General features: G+C 51.6%; 16 protein-coding genes. All 16 read right to left on the bottom strand.

Translation table 11 applies throughout. The features are described 5' to 3' along the window. Window positions 1-237 precede the first annotated feature (237 nt). The 16 genes from ACLB09_RS14070 to ACLB09_RS13995 all read right to left on the bottom strand — a co-directional run bounded on the left by ACLB09_RS14070 (window position 238) and on the right by ACLB09_RS13995 (window position 19,126). Window positions 238-2,298: an alpha-glucuronidase family glycosyl hydrolase gene (locus ACLB09_RS14070; protein ID WP_410770777.1), complete on the bottom strand. Its 2,061-nt coding sequence runs from the start codon at window positions 2,296-2,298 to the stop codon at window positions 238-240. 134 nt (window positions 2,299-2,432) lie between these two features. Further along, window positions 2,433-3,446: an endo-1,4-beta-xylanase gene (locus ACLB09_RS14065; protein ID WP_410770458.1), complete on the bottom strand. Its 1,014-nt coding sequence runs from the start codon at window positions 3,444-3,446 to the stop codon at window positions 2,433-2,435. A 1-nt stretch (window position 3,447) separates the two neighbouring features. After that, a complete protein-coding gene (locus ACLB09_RS14060) occupies window positions 3,448-5,019 on the bottom strand; it encodes a glycoside hydrolase family 43 protein (protein WP_410770457.1) in 1,572 nt (523 codons plus the stop codon). Further along, window positions 5,019-5,975, bottom strand: a complete 957-nt coding sequence (locus tag ACLB09_RS14055; RefSeq protein ID WP_410770456.1) for a carbohydrate ABC transporter permease — start codon at window positions 5,973-5,975, stop codon at window positions 5,019-5,021. The genes ACLB09_RS14060 and ACLB09_RS14055 overlap by 1 nt, the downstream gene beginning before the upstream one ends. A 2-nt stretch (window positions 5,976-5,977) precedes the next feature. Next, entirely contained in the window at window positions 5,978-6,943 is a 966-nt protein-coding gene (locus ACLB09_RS14050) for an ABC transporter permease (RefSeq protein ID WP_410770455.1), read from the bottom strand. Window positions 6,944-7,024: 81 nt separating this feature from the next. Then, window positions 7,025-8,725 carry a type 2 periplasmic-binding domain-containing protein gene (locus ACLB09_RS14045; RefSeq protein ID WP_410770454.1) on the bottom strand — a complete coding sequence of 567 codons (1,701 nt, stop codon included), beginning with the start codon at window positions 8,723-8,725 and terminating at the stop codon, window positions 7,025-7,027. Window positions 8,726-8,850: 125 nt separating this feature from the next. Continuing rightward, entirely contained in the window at window positions 8,851-10,398 is a 1,548-nt protein-coding gene (locus tag ACLB09_RS14040) for a response regulator transcription factor (protein WP_461729001.1), read from the bottom strand. Further along, window positions 10,395-12,212: a sensor histidine kinase gene (locus tag ACLB09_RS14035; protein ID WP_410770452.1), complete on the bottom strand. Its 1,818-nt coding sequence runs from the start codon at window positions 12,210-12,212 to the stop codon at window positions 10,395-10,397. Before ACLB09_RS14035 ends, ACLB09_RS14040 begins: the two co-directional genes overlap by 4 nt. 15 nt (window positions 12,213-12,227) lie before the next feature. Beyond that, window positions 12,228-13,772, bottom strand: a complete 1,545-nt coding sequence (locus tag ACLB09_RS14030) for a response regulator transcription factor (protein WP_410770451.1) — start codon at window positions 13,770-13,772, stop codon at window positions 12,228-12,230. A gap of 424 nt (window positions 13,773-14,196) precedes the next feature. Then, a complete protein-coding gene (locus ACLB09_RS14025) occupies window positions 14,197-15,180 on the bottom strand; it encodes an aldo/keto reductase (protein WP_410770450.1) in 984 nt (327 codons plus the stop codon). A 119-nt stretch (window positions 15,181-15,299) separates the two neighbouring features. After that, window positions 15,300-15,911, bottom strand: coding sequence for a flavin reductase family protein (locus ACLB09_RS14020; protein WP_410770449.1), 612 nt, complete (start codon window positions 15,909-15,911; stop codon window positions 15,300-15,302). A gap of 24 nt (window positions 15,912-15,935) precedes the next feature. Beyond that, window positions 15,936-16,544, bottom strand: a complete 609-nt coding sequence (locus tag ACLB09_RS14015) for an alpha/beta hydrolase (protein WP_410770448.1) — start codon at window positions 16,542-16,544, stop codon at window positions 15,936-15,938. Next, the gene (locus ACLB09_RS14010; RefSeq protein WP_410770447.1) at window positions 16,541-17,491 is read right to left on the bottom strand and encodes a ring-cleaving dioxygenase; all 951 of its coding nucleotides are present in this window, start codon (window positions 17,489-17,491) and stop codon (window positions 16,541-16,543) included. Before ACLB09_RS14010 ends, ACLB09_RS14015 begins: the two co-directional genes overlap by 4 nt. 13 nt (window positions 17,492-17,504) lie before the next feature. Next, on the bottom strand, window positions 17,505-18,125 hold the full coding sequence (locus tag ACLB09_RS14005) for a nitroreductase family protein (protein WP_410770446.1): 621 nt from the start codon (window positions 18,123-18,125) through the stop codon (window positions 17,505-17,507). A 44-nt stretch (window positions 18,126-18,169) separates the two neighbouring features. Continuing rightward, a complete protein-coding gene (locus ACLB09_RS14000; RefSeq protein ID WP_410770445.1) occupies window positions 18,170-18,571 on the bottom strand; it encodes a DoxX family protein in 402 nt (133 codons plus the stop codon). Window positions 18,572-18,682: 111 nt separating this feature from the next. Next, window positions 18,683-19,126: a MarR family winged helix-turn-helix transcriptional regulator gene (locus tag ACLB09_RS13995; RefSeq protein WP_410770444.1), complete on the bottom strand. Its 444-nt coding sequence runs from the start codon at window positions 19,124-19,126 to the stop codon at window positions 18,683-18,685. Window positions 19,127-19,177: the final 51 nt, after the last annotated feature.

Below are 19,177 nucleotides of genomic sequence, written 5' to 3'. Positions count from 1 at the left end.
AAATAGTGGACACTTTTCTGTGAAAGGGATATATTCTCCCCTCTCCCCAAAAACCTATATATAGCGTGGTTCAAGATTATAATAACTAAATATTGAGCGCAAAAAGGATTGGGGAATTATCCCCTTGTGTCCACCTTTTAAAAGACATTTTAGCCATTTGTCCATCATTAGAGAACATAGAACATAGAATAGTGAACAGATAATTGAAAACAAAGGGTTAAAATTATGGCGAATCTCTTAATAGATCCTTCTCCCCCGCTCATCCGGCACCCCGGATTTACGGTAGAAATAAGTATTGATCACATCGCGCCAATGCTTGGCGTGATCTCTCTGCTCCATTAATCTGGATTCCACCGCTTCATAGCGCTCGGCATCGATTTTGCCCGCCAAAGCGGACCAGATCAAACTCAGTCCTTCCGCCGCTTCGGCTCCCGCGAAATGCGTGTCGTATATGTGTTGAATGACCGTGCTTCCGGAATGTAGCCGGTGGCTGTACGGCACGTGATGGAAGAAGAGGAGTAATTCATCCGGACACTTTTTCAGCGACTCGAACTGTTCCCGGTTTGGGTTATAATACTGGGTTACGTATCCCGTACCCGTTGCGGCCGTCCGGTCCACTCCGATACCGTCCCGATCGGCAAAATGATAGGTCCCCCAGCGCGAATATTCGTAGCCGTCCACGTCAGGACCGTAATGGTAATGAGGGACAACCATCCAGCCAACGCCCAGCGGGGACGTATAGCTTTCGTAAATCGGCCAGGAGGCCATGAGCATTTGACCGATTTTTTCGACGACGTCCTTGTCGTTTCCGAACGTCAACCGCGTCCACTCATCGGCAATGTCTTCGGCGGACAAATCCGGGTTCCAGATTAACCGGCCATAACCGTACAAATTGGCCTGAGCCAACGGATGTCCCGTCCAGCACTCCCCGTTGCCGATATTGGACACCGCTGCCACGCCACTGAATTTCATGCCGAATAAGGAGCCTTCTATGATGTTTTTTACTTTTCCCGCTGCGCTCACCGCATGGGTATCAAAGTCGAAGACCTGCTTCCACTGCGGCACCAGATAACATAAATGCCGCTGTTGTCCGGTATACTCCTGGGTGATCTGGAATTCGAGCACTTGATTGGTTTGGCTCATCGCCCCGAACAGAGGAGATACCGGCTCCCGTACTTGAAAGTCCATCGGACCGTTCTTGATCTGGAGCAGGACATTGTCGCGGAATTTGCCGTCGAGCGGCCTAAAGTGATCGAAAGCCGCACGCGCGCGGTCCGTGGACCGGTCCCGCCAATCCTGCATGCAGTTGTATACAAAGCAGCGCCAGATGACGAGCCCGCCGTGCGGCTCCAACGCTTCGGCCAGCATATTCGCTCCGTCGGCATGGTCGCGGCCGTACGCAAATGGCCCCGGCCGATGCTCGGAATCGGCCTTGACCACAAAGCCGCCGAAATCGGGAATATGCCGATAAATCCGGTTTGCCGTTTCAACCCACCATTGCCGCACGTTTAGATCGAGCGGATCCGCGGTGGCGATGCCTCCGATGGCCAGTGGGGCAGCGAAGTTAATGCTGAGGAACAGCGCGATGCCGTAATCGCGGAATACTTCCGCCACGCGGGCTACTTCAGGCAGCCCCTCTTCCGTAATGAACCGGGTTTCGATTTCATGCACATTCACATTGTTGATCGAAATCGCGTTGATGCCTACCGAAGCAAGCATCCGGGCGTAATCCCGAATCCGCGAAGTATCGCTGACGATTTTTCCGCCTTCATAGAAGATCGAGTCGCCCGCATAACCCCGTTCAATCGAACCGTCGGCATTATCCCATTGATTGATCATCCGCAGCCGGTTTACCGGTCGCTCTTCTGCCTCCAGTTCTTCCGGTCGAAGACCGAGCGCAATGCCGCGAAGCAGATGGAAAACTCCGTATAATACGCCTGAAGGAGATCCTCCGATCAATTCAAACCGATCTCCCTCGTCCGTCGCGATCACTTTCAGCGAAAAGGCGTCTTCCTCCTTTTCCCAACTTCGTCCAGTTCTGCCCGTCCCTACGGTATCCCCCGCTTTTAATTCGATCCGCAGGAAAGAACCGCCGGCAGGGGCTTTGTTCATAAATACGGGATCTATCCGCAGTATGGACTTCAGGCCTGCCTTCAGTTCATTCGCCGCAGCCGCGCAAAGACTCGAAGAATCTCCCGCCATAACGACCCGGCCCAGTAACTCTCCGTACTCGCGACGAAATTCGGCACCGGCAGCTTCGTTATATTGAAGCCAGGTTTTATACAACGTACTCTCCATTCCCATGCTGTTTTCCTCCTGCAAAAGTACTTTAAAATGGAAAGAAACACCCCAATGGAGGGCGCTTCTTTCTTCTTTCCTGCTTCTTTTTATTTAAAATAGCTCCGCTTTCGCCTAGCATGCTGCAACCGGACTCATCTACCGGCCAGTTTTGCCAAACGGTCGAACGCAGGCTTTGGCTGATGCTGCTCGTCGAACAGGAAGGGCCAGTTTTTCCGGCCGCGCACCGGGAAATCGTCCAACCAGGTATAGTCATCTGCGGCGCCCCAGAACGTAACTCCGCTGATGAATTCGCGATACTCCCTCAACAGCCGGAATACGGCCTCATACACCTCGGCCTGTCTCGCCAGCATCCCCGGTTCCGGCTTGACCAGGTCGGTTCGTTTATCTTCAAAACGGAATACCGATACATCCAGTTCCGTCAGCTGTAATTGCAGTCCCAAGGAAGCGTACTTCTCGATCGCGGCCCGGATGTCGTCCAGCGACGGATCGTACAGGTTCCAATGAGCCTGCAGGCCGATACCGTGAATCGGCACACCCCGGTCCAGCAAAGACTTGACCAAGGTATAAATCTTGTCGCGTTTGAGCGGATGCGACTCGTTGTAATCGTTATAGAATAACAGCGCGTTCGGATCGGCTTCATGGGCAAAGCGAAACGCTTCGGCAATAAAGTCGGGGCCGGCGATATCAAGCCACTTCGACGGGCGGAACAAAGCGTCGCCTTCATCGGCGATCACTTCATTGACCACATCCCACGCATAAATATGATCTTTGTAGCGCCCGACCACGGCCTGAATATGGGAACGAAGCCGTTCCAGCAGCAATGCCTTACTGGCGGTCCCGCCATGGCTGTCCTTGAACAGCCAGTCGCCCGTTTGGTTATGCCAAACCAGTGTATGGCCGCGCATGGCCATACCGTGCTTACGGGCAAAGGCGACAAGCTCATCTGCTTCATCGAAGGTATAGGTCTCCTCTTCCGGATGCACGCTGACAAACTTCATTTCGTTCTCTGCGGTGATGCTGTTAAAGTGACGCTCCAACAAATTTTCTTGCGTTCGGATCGTGCGGGGATTCACCGCCGCGCCGATCCGGAAATCATTTGCAAACCAATCCTTAAGCGCAGACACGGCCAAGTCGGTTGAACTCACTTCAATTACCTCCTCTTGTCTGCCGGGTCACAAACCAGTCGAAATGAGCCTTTCCTGAAGCGGCTTTTCCGTTACCGCTGGCGTAAAGGCCGATAACTACCCCTGTAAAGCACATTTTCTTCACAAAGTCTTCCGGTGACAAGGCACGGGCAGGCCCGCCGCCGAGCCTAATCCATTCCTGTCCGTCCAACGAGTAGTACATCGAATACTCGGTGACATCGGAACGGATTTTTAAATAGACCCCGTCGGAATCCATCGGCACTTCGGCAGCTATCAACCATTCGCCCCTCACGGTCAACCTGACTCCGATCGTTCTCCGTCCGGCCTCCTGCTTCATGAAGATTTCGTAGTGGGCGTTCTCATCCCTTCGGGCGCAAATTCCGGCCTCTTCCCCATCCATGATCGAACCATATTCAAGATAGGTACTCCATTCCGCTTGTACATGCTGCTGTCTTCTGCCGACAAAAGCCACCTGGCCGACTTCATTCAATCCTGCGGCCTGTCCGCGCAAAGTGAGCCAACCGGGCCGCTCCTCTAAGGACCAGCTTCCCTCTGCAGGGTTGCGCAGGAAGGTCCAAATATGCGATAGCTCGCTTCTGTCAAAATCGTCGCTTCCTTCCGAAAACGCCGTCGTCTTCGCCATTGCCGGCGAACCCCCCGGCAGCCGCATTACGCTCATTTCCAGATTCACGATGCCTTCATTGTTGTCGATCATCGGCCAGCCCGCTTCATTCCAGCTTACCGGCGCAAGGAAGGTTTCTCTGCCCAGCACGCTGTAACCCGAATCGACGAGCCGCACGCCAAGGAACACCGCCCACCAATCGCCATTGCTGTCCTCGACCAGATCGGCGTGCCCCAGGTACTGAATCGGATGCTCGATGCTCCGATGCGTCAGGATCGGCTGCTCGTACAACTCGAACGGCCCGTACGGATTGGAGCTCCGACCAATAATCTCCCGGTGGTCCTTCGCGGTTCCGCCGGAGGCGGTCATGATGTAATACATTCCGCCTATTTTGTACAAATGGGGACCTTCCGTCCAGGGACCGCCGTCGCCTCTCCAAATGACGACCGGCTCGGACAAGGCCTTCCCCGTAGCGATATCGATCTCGTACTGGATCGCATGCGAATCGTAGTCCGCACCTTGCTGGGCGGTCACGTACACTTTGCCGTCATCGTCGAAAAACAGGGACGGGTCGATTCCGCCATACGGAACGAGGATCGGATCAGACCAGGGACCCGCAGGATCCGTTGCGGTCACATAAAAATTGCCGATCCCCCGTACATCCGTCGTAATCATGTAGAACGTTCCGTCATGATACCGGAGGGCCGGCGCATAGATGCCGTCCGAGCTTAACCGGCCACGCAAATCCAACTGACCGGGCCGGTCCAGCACATGCCCGATTTGCTCCCAGTGAATCAGATCCCGGCTGCGGAAGATCGGCACGCCCGGGAAATACTCGAAGGAACTGCAAATCAAATAAAAATCATCCCCGGCCCGAGCGATGCTCGGGTCGGGGTAGAATCCCGGAAGTACCGGGTTGGCGTAGGTTACCTGTTGTTTGGGTTTAGTCATTATTCTTTTACGCTCCCTACATTCAGTCCGACTACAAAGTACTTCTGCATGAACGGATATACCAAGAGGATCGGCACGGAAGCGACTACGGTTACCGCAGCCCGGATGGATAACGGAGTTACCATCGAGATGGAGTCCTGGGTCATGCCTGCCCCGTTGGACACGGCCGGGTTGCTGTTCGCGTTCATACTGGAAGATATCAGCTTCATGAGCTCGTATTGCAGGGTACTGAGCTCCTGTCTGGAAGACGTGTACAGGAAGGCGTCAAACCATTGATTCCAGGCCCCTACTGCCACAAATAGGGCAATGGTGGCCAGAACCGGTTTACACAGCGGGAAAATGATTCGCCAGAAGATCTTAAAATCCCCCGCGCCGTCGATTCTCGCCGATTCGACCAGGCTCTCCGGAATCGTCCCGATATAGGTACGGATGACGATCATGTTGAACGCGCTCATCATCGAAGGGATGACATAGACCCAGAAGGTATTGATCAGGTGCAGGTCCTTCATCAGGAAGTACCCCGGAATCAGACCGGCGTTAAAATACATCGTCAGTATGAAAATTAACGTAATCGGTTTACGGAACACATATTCCTTGCGGCTCAACGTGTAGGCGAGCATCGTTGTCAGAAAAATGTTAAGCACCGTCGAAAGAACCGTTCTAGCAACTGAAATTCCAAAAGCATTGTATATCGTGCCTGAAGCAAAAACCGCCTTGTAGTTTTGCAACGTAAATTGTCTCGGCCACCAGTATAGCCCGCCTCGGATCGTATCGTTGCCGGCGTTGAAGGAAACGACGATCGTGTTCAAAAACGGATATAGAGTGACAACCACGAGAAAGATCATAAAGAGGGTATTGAATGTATTAAAAAGAATCGGCTCAAGTTTTCTTCTTCCCATCCGTCTATTCACAGCGGCAGCAGTTGCATGCCCAGGGCTGATTGATTGATTTGCCATGTCTATAACAGCCTCTCTTCCCCTAGTCGTTTAGCGGTCCAGTTTGCAATAAGCAGCATCGTGACGCTAACGACCGTTTTAAATATACCGCCGGCGGTAGCCATGGAATAGTTCCCTTGAGCAATCCCGTATTTCAAGACAAAGATATCGATCGTTTCCGCCCAGTCTACGACGAGTCCGTTCCCGAGCAGATACTGAATTTCAAATCCGGCTTCCAAAATGTGCCCGACTTGCATGATCAGCAGGATAACGATAGTTGGTTTAATACCTGGCAGCGTAACGTGTCTCATCTTGCTGTATCGGCTTGCGCCGTCTATATCTGCCGCTTCATATAAAGCAGGGTCGATAGAGGCCATAGCGGCCAAATAAATAATCGTATTCCAGCCGACCTCTTTCCAAACATGCGAGGCTCCGACAACGCCCCAGAAGTATTTCCCTTCGCTGAGCCACAAAATCGGCTCTTTTATCAAATGGAGCTTCATCAGGAGGTCGTTGATAATCCCGTCGGAAGCAAGCGATGTAGCTACGATCCCGGTTACGATAATCCAGGACAAGAAGTGCGGCAAATAAGAAATCGTTTGTACCGTTCTTTTCCAAAAAATCTTCTTGATTTCATTCAGCAGCAAAGCCAGTATAATGGCGGTTACAAATCCGAGTATCAGGTTGATGATACTCATCCCGAGCGTATTTCTCAGTACCCGCAAGAAGTTATCGTCCTGGAACAAAAATTTGAAATGCTTGAATCCCACCCATTTTTGGTCGCCGAAATCGAGAGCGGGCTTGTAATCCTGAAAAGCCATCGTCCATCCCCAAATAGGGACATAGGCAAACAGGATGATATAAGCTAACAGAGGAACCGACATGAAAATCAATTGTTTCTGGTCTTTAACGAGGGACCATGTAATCGGCTGTTTCTTCGCTTTTTTCGGCTTCCGGACGGCGCTTTTTTTTGTTAAGGTCTCATCCATGTTCTTTTCTCCCCACAAAGCCTAATATTTCGGAAAATGGAAGGCGGTTAGCCTTCCATTTTCCGATTTTGAACCAATACCTTATTTCACGGTCCAGGTGTCAATTCTCCATTGCAGAACTTCATTGATACGGTCTTCATAAGATTTGATATTGAGCTTGCCGATTTCCTTGGCATAGTCGCTCCATACGGATTCGAATTCCGCCGGTTTGGCCAAAATCGCTTTCGGCAAATATTTGGTCGACAGATCGTTTTGCTTCGTATTGACGATTTTGGCTTCGGAGCCTTCCACCAGATCCACGGACCATGCCGGATAATAAATCGGGTTCTCCGGCGCCGGGCTGAAGAAATCTACATAGCTGTTAAAGCCGTAAGCTTCAAGGAACTTCTTGTCATACTCTTTCAGGCCTGCTTTATATTCTTCCGGCTGAGCGGCTGCGTCCGTAGCATTGCCGTCTTCGAAATAACCTTGCATTTTCGGGCTGAATTTATAGAAAGCGTCCGCTTTGTTAGCCAACTTCCAGGTGGCATCCGTAAAGTCATCGCGTTGCTCCTGAGTTTTCATGAACCGGCCTTCTTCGTTCACGATATAGTCTTCGCCTTCAATCCCCCAGGAGAGGACTTTTTGCCAATCCTCTTGAATCATACGATCCCACATTTTGAGAATTTGAACGGCTTTATCTTTGCCGTTGACGCTGATCCCGAAACCGTTGTTCAGGTTAAGTGCCGGACGGTCCAAATAGTGGTCTTTCGTGTTTTTGTCATATACTAACGGAAGACCCACATAGGTTCTTTCCAGTTTTTGCTGAGTCGTCAAAGCATCCTCGGCGCTTTGGAAGTTCCAGTGCTGGTCAAACATCCCGAGAACCGTGCCGCTGGAAATTTTGGCCAAGTATTGGTCGTAGTTTTGAGTGAATGTTTCTTTATCGATCAGGCCTTGGGCATTGACTTCGTTCAGCTTTTGATAGTACTGCTTGGCATAGTCTTTATCCGCGAACACTTCCGCTTTGCCGTCCTTCACGACGACGCCGCCATCGTTCGGATGACCGATCAGATGCTGAGGAGCATTGAACAGGCCCCAGTTTCTCCAGTCATAGTTCAAAATTTCAAAACCGATCGTCGGGCTGCCGTCGATGGTCGGGTTTTTCTCTTTGTAGTTGGCGATCAGGTCGAAATACTCGTCAAGCGTTTTTACTTGAGGATATCCTGCGTCTTCCAGAACCGCTTTTTGAATCCAGAAAGCCGGTCCGGAATACCAAGTGGTGCTCACTTCGCCGTTATATGCCCCATAGTTCGGCAGGATGTAGATATGGCCGTCGTTAGGGTCCTTCATCATGTTCCAGTACTTCTCATAGTGTTTCTTCAAATTCGGAGCGTGTTCTTCGATGAGGTCTTCCAGCGGAATAAAGGCACCGGCCGCCGTCAGTTTCGTATTCGCCGTCATAATGTCCGGATAATCGGAACCGGCAATCATAACGCCGAGCTTTTGGTTAATATCTCCGGCCAGGAATTCCATCTTGACAGTAACTCCCAGCTCGTCTTTCATCTTTTTGTAAATCTTGTTGTCCGGTGTCGGCTGCTGGCCGGCTTCCCCGATAAATGCCGTGATTTCGAGCGGTTCAACCTTGTCTCCGGTATTGTTTCCGGATTCTGCCTGCTTGCCGTTATTGCCGTTTCCGGAATTTGCAGTATTGTTGTTGCCGCCGCATCCCGACAGGATGACGCTGAGCGATAACAACATGATCAAGCTAAGCCGGAAAATTGATTTGGACTTGCCCCCCATGTAAAGCACCTCCGCATATATTTGTTACATCCGGACTTGAAAGCCCTTTCATGTAACTTATCTTTATTTTAAAAGCGCTACCAAAATGGAACTATATCGCAATTAAAGCATTAACCCCAAAAATATTAGATCATGTTTTTAAACTCGTTTGGCGAGACTCCCATCCGCTTCTCAAATTGTTTCAAAAATTGTCCGTAGTTGAGATAACCGACTTTCTCGGCAATCTCGCTGTTTTTTAGCCGGTTCTGTTGCAGGAGCGTCACAGCTTCCTCGATTCGCAGGTTATGTACCAGTTCGTTAAAGCTGATGCCGTTTTTCCGCAGCAGGAGCTGACCCAAATAGACCGGATGCAGGTAAAATATCTCGGACAGCATTTTTATGGTCAAGGTTTCCCGGTAGTGTCCGCGAATGTATTCATTAATTTCCTGGATGATACCTTGCGATTTGCGCGCTTGTTCCTGAAGCATGAGATTGATGGTATCCTGGCCGCAACCGAGTAAATACCCCATCAAGTCCTCAAGGAGAAGAACCGCGTCGGACAGGCTGGACAGGAGCAAATTGTATTTCGCCAATAGCGAAGACGCCGGCTCTCCTTCCAGACCCCGCAGGTACTCCATGATTTTGTACATCAGATGAATGACAATCTTCTTTACGATTTCCGGAGCTATCGCCATTTCCCGGAAGCTTTGTACTGCCGAACCTATGGCTTCCTCCAAACCGCAGATATCCAGCAAATTCATCGCGCCAATGATTCCGTCCATAAGCCGGATTTGGTCATAATGGTACTGAAAAACGACATCTCCGACCGATTCGTATTCCTTAATTTCGGCGTATCCGGAGTCATAAAAATTGTGCAAAATGACTTCGCTGGCCTTTTTATAACAACCCGCCAGGTTTGCCAGCGAAGATTCTCCGGCTCCTATAGAAATAAAAACGCGGTAGGGAGAATAGGACTGCGATAATCGGGTCAGGATTTCCCAGGCTTCGTCCGCATATCCCCTTGATGGGGTATAGCCGTATACAATGCCAAAACAGTGCATCTCCAAATCGATCAGATACATTGCTTCCTGATTCCGTATCAAAGAAGCCGCAGTTTCCCTCAGCAGCGCATACGCCTTCGGATCACATTTGACGAGGCAGAAATTCCATGCCTCACGGCTGGCAGACAAGTGTTCCAGAATGGCCGAATCGGAGGGGGGTTGCAGCTCCTCCATAACCGCCTTTTTAAGCAAGCTGACCGTTTCTTCGTAAGATGCGATCCGGCTGATGTTTTGTTTTTCATATTCCTGAAGAAGCTCTTGATACACCGCCTTGAGCTCCTTCTCGGCTTCATCCTGTTCGATCGGCTTCAGCAAATAATGGACGATGCCATAACGCATCGCCCTCCGTGCATAATCAAATTCGCTATAACCGCTCACAATGACGAAGCTGACTTTCCGGTCGCCGTTCTTTTGCCAGGACTCGATCATTTCCAGCCCGTCCATAAGCGGCATGTTCACGTCCGTTACCACGAGGTCCGGATTCAGCTCCCCGATGCTTCTCAATCCCTCCGCCCCGTTGCTGGAGGTTCCGCAAATTTCATAGCCAAGCCGCTCCCAATCGATCCACAGCTGCATGCCTTCCAAAGCTCCAGGTTCATCGTCAATCAAGAGCACTTTAAATCTCACGCTCATTCCTCCCCGTCCAGTCCTTCTTGTTGATTCAGTTGCTTGATCGGAATTTCAAAGGAGACCTCCGTTCCTTCATTCGGTTGGCTCACCATGTCAAAGCGAACCAAATCATCGTAATAAAGCTCCAGTCTTCGATACACGTTCCGGATTCCGATGCTGTTGCCGGAAACATTCTCGCTCCGCACGGCCAGTATCATCTCCCTCAGCTTGCCCGGCTCGATCCCCTTCCCGTTGTCGGAAACGGCAATGCGGAGCCGTCCGTCGGAGAGCGTCGCGCTGACGGTGATGATTCCCGCTTCATCAACGGCTTGAATTCCGTGCTTGCAGGCATTTTCGACAAGCGGCTGGATGCTCATTTTCGGTATTTTATAGTGAAGCACATTCTCGTCAATATCAAACCGGTATTGGAATTTATCCCTGAACCTGAATTTTTCGATTTTTAGGTACATTTCGGTAAACAGGATCTCTTCCTCCAGGGTCACCAGGTCCTCTTTCCAGCTAAGCAGTCTCCGCAACAGCTTGGACAGGCTCTTGATAATATCCGTCACCTCGGAATAATTGTATTTGGTGCAGACAACCAGAATCGCATTCAGCGTATTGAACAGGAAATGAGGGTTCATCTGGCTTTGCAGAAAGTTCAGCTCTGCCCTTACCCGCTCCATCTCCAGGCTTTTCTTCTGAATCTCCAATTTATACACGTTATTGATCAGAGAGTTGATCCGCGCGGTCATCATATTGAAGTTCTGGATCAGTCCACCGATCTCGTCGCGGCCTTCATCAATCCGGATCAGGTCGAACTTCTCGTTCGTGACCTTCTGCATATGCCGGGACAACCGTTTCACCCGGTAGTTATACGATCTGAGCATGATGTAGATAAAAACGGACGTAAAAAGCGTTATAACCGCAGCCAAAACGCCGATGGAAATCTGCATATCGAGCATGGCCTTCGTCACGCGCGTTCCCTGGGTGATCCCGACCAGCTTCCACCCCTTAACGTATCGGGCCGTGCCGATGGACACCGTATGGACATCTTTTTCCTTCTGTTCGCCGCTTAAACGAAACAACGGGTAGGCATCGGTGACTCCCCGCTGATAGCCGCTTTCCGCGGACATAATGATTTCGTTCTTCTCGTTGACCAGGTATAAATCAAGATACTCCTGTTCCCGGACGATTACATCATAAATTTTACTGAGGTCGATATCGATCCGCAGCAGCTTGTAAAACTTATCGAAAGAATCGAAGTAGTCCATTTCTTCAATTACGCTAAGATAAGGGACCGTGGAGGTCAGGTTGCTCACTTCGGTAGCCCGATAGGCGGCCACCATGACAGGGTCGCTGGATTCGTTCCATAACCGGTACCAATCGCTGTTTTTAACCTCCCGGTCGATTACGTGATAATTGCCTCCCGAGACGACCGTCGGATTGTCCGTGTAGATGCCGATGCGCAAAAGCTGATTGTTTACCGGAATATAGCTGCTTAACCGGTTGCGAAGCTGTTCGTCGAACGTTTCATAAAAATCCACCGGGTTTTGATAAGTCCGGTCCAGCATTTCGTAAAGCGTTTTGTCCGTATTTAAGGCATGGCTGACCGCCACTCCGCCGTCCATGAAGTCATGGATATCCTTTCTGGCCCGTTCCAGCGAGATTTCCAGGTTCTGCTGCTCCCGCTCCTTAATGAGGTCGGACATCCGGTTCATCACCACGAGATTGATGATGATGATCGGCAGCAGCACGCCGACCAGATAGATCAGGATAAATTTATAATTGAGCGGGATATCGTTCACGATTTTTCTGAACTTGAATCGTCTTTTCAACATGTGCGCACCGTCCTGCTAATGATCTGCCTGCTTGTTCTCCGCTTCATGTTTATATGCCGAGGGAAGCATCCCCGTGCTGCTTTTAAATTTGCTGATAAAATAATCCGTGTTCGGATAGCCCACTTGCAGCGCCACATCGGATATTTTGATCTGGGTTCGCTTCAGCAGGCTTTTGGCTTCCTCGATCCGTTTTTCGTTTAAGTATTCGTTGAAGGGTTTGCCGGTTTCCTTCTTGAACAATTGACCCAAATAGGTGGCGTTCATATGAAAATGCTTGGCCAAGTCCTGAAGCTGCAGCTTGTTCTTGTATTCCCTGTCCACGTATTGAATGACATGAAAAATCGTATTATTCTCGTTTTGCAAGGTCAGCCGGGAAAGGAAGGAAGCCGCCTCCAGGCACAAATCCCGAACATACGACTTTAGCGCGGGATAATTGCTTATGCCGCTCAGGCTGCCATGTTGTTCCCACATCCTTTTCATCAAAACGTCCGGCTCTCCGTTCGTATCCGCAACCTCTCTGCACAGCGTCAGCTCAAGGTCGGCAATATGAGCCTTTGCGATTTCTATCTCCTGTAGACCAGAGGCGAAAGAGTTCAGGATCTCGTCAACCAGGCCGCGGATTTTGCTTTCATCATATGCCGTAACCTTTTCGGACAGCTGTTTGATCTTTTCTTTGTAGACATCGACCGTCCCTGACGGCTGCTTGCAATACTTATAGTAAAACACGCCTTCTTTCCCCTGACAGCGCTTGGACTTGCCAACCTCCAGCGTTTGCAGGTACAGATCGCGGATGGACGAAATCCCCTTCAGGGTTTCGCTTAGCGTTACTATAACGGGCCGCAGCAAGCTGTCCGACAAGTCCCTGTGCATCCGCAAACAGATCTCCTCCAGCACGGCAGAAGGGAAATTATCCTCCTGCACGATTATCCCGACTCTTCCCGAGATATCCTGAAAGGACCGATCCTTCTCCTGCGCAAAATATCCCTGGATTCGCTGCCTTAGATCATCACAACCGGGAACGGCCTCAACCAGCACGCATCTTAACTCCGTTTCCGTCTCCAAATCGAGGGAACGGGCCGCCTGGTGCTCCAGAACCTCGTTATATTCTCCCTGAATCAACCGGTTCAGGAGATTATTCTTGAACAGAAACTGCACGCGGCTTTGGCTCTGCTCCGCGGCGTGTTCCTCCCGGATTCTTTTTCCGACCCGGTCCAATATGGTTTCGATCTCTTCCTCGTCGATCGGTTTCAGTAAATATTCCGTGACCTTGTGCCGCATCGCGGTAAGAGCATAATTGAAATTATCGTAACCGCTTAAAATGACGAACTTGGGCGGCCGTGTCAGCGTCTTGTTGGACTGCTCCACCAGTTCCAGCCCGCTCAGGACAGGCATGTTGATATCGGTAACGACCAGTTCCGGCCGCAGTTCCTGAATCATCTTCAAAGCATCCGGTCCGTTCAAGGCCTCCCCGCATACCTGAAAGCCGTGATTCTTCCAGTTAACCATAGTGCGGAGACCCTCCAGCACCCAAGGCTCATCATCCACCAAAAGCACGTTCATCACTATTTTCACGCCCCTTCCTGGTTGACTCTTCATCTTTATGAAAGCGTACTCATAATTCAATGCTACCATACTTGTATGGTAGCGAAAACTAAAACATACATGGACTGCATAAATAAAGGTAGCACTGGAAATTTAGCGCTACCCTTATCGTTATATTCAATTCTGTTTAATTCAGTCCTAATTCATTCATAAATATGCATTATTTGGATCTAACCTATCAAAAACTATCTCTAGCAAACCGGGATGGATATAAGAACCATACCTATTTCCAATTATAGTAAATGGGCGCTTTGAAGTTAGTATCCGAATTAAAGGTTTTATCTTCTAAATCTTAGGTTTATACGGAAAAGGCAGTCGCGCAGTCCGGAACCGTCTTAGGGAAACCGCTGCATTCTGACAGGTCTCCTCCTAAACTTGAAATTTAATACCCTCCGCGGATATGCTCCGCAACCTCGCTCCGGTAAAATTCGCGCAAGCGCTCCGCTTCTTCCGGAGAAAAGGAAGGAACGTCAATCGCACCCAGATTATCCTCGACCTGGCGGACGTTTTTAAAGCCCGGGATGACGCAGCTAACCTCCGGACAATCGAGGATCCACCGCATGGACGCACGGGCCATATCGCCCCGTCCCTCGGCGATCCAGGACAGCCGGGAAGCCAGCTCCACGCCCTTGGCAAACGGCAATCCGGCAAACGTCTCGCCCACATTGAACGCCTCGCCGTTCGCGTTAAAGTTCCGGTGGTCGTTCGTACCGAACGTGGTCTGCTTCGTAAACTTGCCGGTCAGCAGCCCGCTCGCCAGCGGCAGCCGCACCAGAATGCCCGCGCCCTGCTGCGCGGCTTTAGGAAACAAGGCTTCCGCCGGTTTTTGCCGGAACAGGTTGAAGATGACTTGCAGCGCCTTCACCCCGGGAACGTCCAGACAGAACAGACCCTCTTCCACCGTTTCGACGCTCACGCCGTAATGACGGATTTTGCCCTCGGCCTGAAGCTTGTCCAGTTCTTCAAACACCCGGCCATCCTTCAATATCTCAAACGGAGGGCAATGAATTTGATACAGGTCGATACGCTCCCGCCGCAATCGCTTCAGGCTGCCCTCGCAGAACTCGCGAATCGAAGCCGCGGAGTAGGTTTGGGGATCATGAATATCGCCCGCCCGGCAAAACTTGGTGGCGATATGAATCTCATCCTCTTTGCCTTGTGTCGCTTTCGCCAGCAATTCTTCCGCATGGCCCCCGCCGTAAACATCCGCCGTATCGAAAAAGTTGACGCCCTGCCCGATGGCAAATTCCAGGCCGCGCAGCGCCTCGGCATCGTCCGAGTTGCCCCAGTCCCCGCCGATCCCCCACGTGCCGAAACTGACTTCGCTGACCTGCAGCCCTGTATTCCCTAATGCCCGATACTTCATCCGTCCATCCCTCCAGGTTCTTTATCTGCCTTTGTGCTCGCACATTAAGAGAGTAATCAAAAAAGCGCTTTCCTGCAACCCGGGTTGCGGAAAACGCTCTTTATCATGGACAAAGTTCTTTATTCCGGCCTCTGAATGGAGAATACCGCTCCTACTTTGGCATAGTCGTTGCCGGCAAGCCGGCTTACCGCGCCCAGCTCCGCCGCATGGATCCGGCCGTTCTCATACACGGACTCGTGGATATGAAAGCGGACCACCCGGCCGATCAACAGATCGGCCGCCGGTGCTTCCTCCGTGCCGCCAAGCGGAACCGCCCGCTCCAGCACGCATTCCATCCGAACCTTGGCCTCGGCCACGCCGGGCACCGGGATAACCTCGCTCGGGACCGGCGTGAGTCCCGCCAAAGCGATCTCGCTCTCCTCCGGGGGCAGTGCGGCCGCCGTCTCGTTGATTTGCCGGATATAGGACTCATCCGCGATATGGACGACGAAGGAACCCTGGTCCACTGCGTTTCGGGCGGTATCTTTAGGGTGGCCCTGTTTGCGCTGGACCGAAACGGACACCATCGGCGGATCGGCCGTCACGATATTAAAATAGCTGAAGGGGGCCGCATTCAATATGCCTGCCCCGGACAACGTGGTCACAAAGGCAACGGGTCTCGGGATAATGCTGCCCGTCAGCAGTTTATAGTTATCCCGTTCGCTTTGCTGATCCGGATTAATGGATAACATGGCTCCAGATTCCCCCTTCCTTGCTTATGCAAACGTCCGCTGATACCAAGCCGATGCGGCATCGATTTCGGAGGATGTCAGTTGGTGGCCGGAGGCTTCCCAATGGAGCGTTACCGCTGCCCCGGCTCCGCCGAGCAGGCGTTCGAGCTCCTCCGATTCCTGCGGCGGACAAAGCGGGTCGTTCCGTCCCGCTCCGATGAAGACGGGCGCCCCGGACAAATCCGGAAGCGCGATGCCCCGGCGCGGGACCATCGGATGATGCAGGATCGCCCCGCGCAGCGCGTCGCCGTAATGAAACAGCAGGCTCCCGGCAATGTTCGCGCCGTTGGAATACCCCACCGCCACCAAATTTCGGCGGTTAAAGCCATAGCTGACGGCAGCTTCATCCAGGAAGTCATTCAGCTCCTTCGTCCGGAATACGAGATCCTCCTCGTCAAAGACGCCTTCCGCAAGCCGCTTGAAAAAACGCGGCATGCCGTTCTCCAGTACATTCCCCCGCACGCTCAGCACCGAGGATTGCGGCGAGATCATTCCCGCCAGCGGCAGCAGGTCCCGCTCCGTACCGCCGGTACCGTGAAAGAGTACCAGCACCGGCGCTTCCGAGCTGGTCCCTTGCTGAAAAATATGCTTCATTCCTTATCCTCCTCCAATACCCGAACCTCGATCGGTTCCAAATTTGCTTCGATCAGCGCCCGTTGCTCTTCATACCACTCCGGCAGCATGAGCTTTTCACCCAATTTGTCCGCAGGCTCATCCCGGGCAAAGCCCGGAGGATCGGTGGCAATTTCGAACAGGATGCCCCCTTCTTCCCGGAAATACAAGGCATTGAAGTATTGGCGGTCGACAATCGGGGTGACCTGATAGCCAAGTCCCGCCAATTTATTTCTCCATGCCGCGTGCTCCTCGTTATCTTTGGCCCGCCAGGCAATGTGATGGACGGTTCCGGCACCCCCGGCCCCGTACTCTATCGGCTTCACGTTGATATCGATAATATTACCTAACTCTCCCGCCGTTTTGTATCGGGCGTAGGACCCTTCCTCGCCTATTTTTTCCATGCCAAGCACTTGTTCCAGCAGATGAGCCGTCTTTTCGGGGAAGGCGCTGTACAATACGGCGCCCCCGAAGCCCTTGATCGCTTTATCCGCCGGCACGCCGCCGAACGACCAGGTACTGGCAGGGCCTTCCGCCCGTTCTGTCAATTCCAGCAGCAGGCCCGAATTATCCCGGAAATGCAGCACTTTTTCGGAGAAATGCTCTCTGGTTTCAACGGATACTCCGAACCGCAGCAAGCGAGCATGCCAGAAGTCAAGACTTCCTACCGGTATCGCGTAAGTCGTGATCCCGACCTGACCTCCGCCAATCCGGCCCCGCCGTGAACCCGGGGAAGGGAAAAACGTAATGATCGTTCCCGGACTCCCTTTCTCATCGCCAAAATAGAGATGGTACACTTCAGGAGCGTCAAAGTTAATGGTTTTCTTCACCAGGCGCAATCCCAGCACCCCCGAATAAAAGTCGACGGTGGCTTGCGCGCTTTGAACAAATGCAGTGATATGATGAATTCCGGCTGTACGTTGAGTCATTTTATTTTCCCCCTCACATGTATTTTACGAATTCAGCGACAGGTTTACGGTAGCCGCGCGGACGCTGGCTGGAACGATCTTCTTTGCCGATGGCGATCAGCATCACCGGTACGTAAGCTTCGGGAATATCCAATGCTTCACGCAAAGCCTCCGGGTCGAAACCGATCATCGGACAGGTATCCCATCCCAGATCCTTGGCAATCAGCATCATCTGCATCGCCGACAAGCTGGCATTGCGGATCGCGTCTTCGCGCTGGAACGTCTCGCCCCGTTCTTCATAGAAAGCAAGCGTGGAATCCACGGTCATATCGTACTCCTGTTTACTGAGCACTCCCAAGTTGAGCAATCCTTCGTTCAGCATGGCTACGTCCTTGTATGCCTCAGGATCCCCCAACACGGCAATCACCGCCGACGCCGTCTGCACTTTATATTGTTTATTCGCGGCTTCGTATACTTTTTCCTTGAGTTCCGGGTTCTTAACTACGACATAACGGGTATGCTGCAGGTTGAACGCCGACGGGGCATATTTGACCAGATTGAAAATGGCATCCAAATCCTTATCGGGAATTTCTACGCCCTTTAGAAATTTATTGGCCGATCTGCGGTTTTGTAATAAGGTAGTAAAATCGCTCATCTCATAGTCTCCTCATTTCTTCGGTTTTCATGTTTCACTCTCGATTAGAACAACAAGGCATCCAGCGAGTAATCGCCCGCACCGATCAGGGCCACCCCGGCGGCAACGGCAATGATCAACAAATTGTATTCATATCCGTTCGCCGTCGACCAGTATCCGTTCTTGCCATGCACCGTGACGATCGCCATAATCATCGTAATCGCTATAAGCACGGCACCGAGAGGAGTCAGAAATCCTGCAGCAAACAAAATCCCGCCGACAAACTCGCCCGCACCCGCCATAACGGCCATCAGCACGCCCGGTTTCAACCCCAGAGACTCCATCCAACCGCCCGTGCCTTTCGGCCCGTAACCGCCAAACCAGCCAAACAGCTTCTGCGCACCATGCGCCATGAAAGACAAACCTACAACCAACCGTAAAATCAACAATCCAATAGCTATACTCATTATGAATTTCTCCTTTAATCAGTTTTTTGTTTTATATAAAGAATCTTGATATTAAGATATTGGTTCTGAAAAGAGCCCCGAACCTTCAGTCCGGTTCAGGTTCCGGCTCCGCTATTTGAATCCCTCTTGGGCATACTTCCCCAGCTTTTTCAGCAGCTCTGAAGCGATCTTCTTTTCCTCGGCGCTGAGTCCGTTCGTAGCTTCGGCAATCACATCAACATGCTTAGGAAATACTTCTTCAATGAACTTCGATCCCTCCTCCGTAATTTCCGCGAAGGTCAGGCGACGGTCTTCCGCACAAGCTCTGCGGCGGACGAAGTTCCGCTTCTCCAACTTGTCGACGACATAGGTGATATTGCCGCTGCTCATCAACACTTTCCCCCCGATCTGCTGGATCGGCTGCGGTCCTTTATGGTAAAGCAGTTCAAGCACGCCGAACTCCGTACGCGTCAACCCATACTGGCGGATATCCCGGTCCGTGTGGGCACTTACCCATTGGCTCGCCCGAGTCAAAGCGATATGCAAATTCAACGCATCTTCCTGATCGTAAGCCATAAGATTACCTCCTTTGCACTCCAGTTATCTCGATCTGTTTTATCTCGATAT

The organism is Fontibacillus forbon (assembly GCF_046559655.1).
Lineage (GTDB): Bacteria > Bacillota > Bacilli > Paenibacillales > Paenibacillaceae > Fontibacillus.
This window is presented reverse-complemented; position numbering and strand designations above follow the sequence as displayed.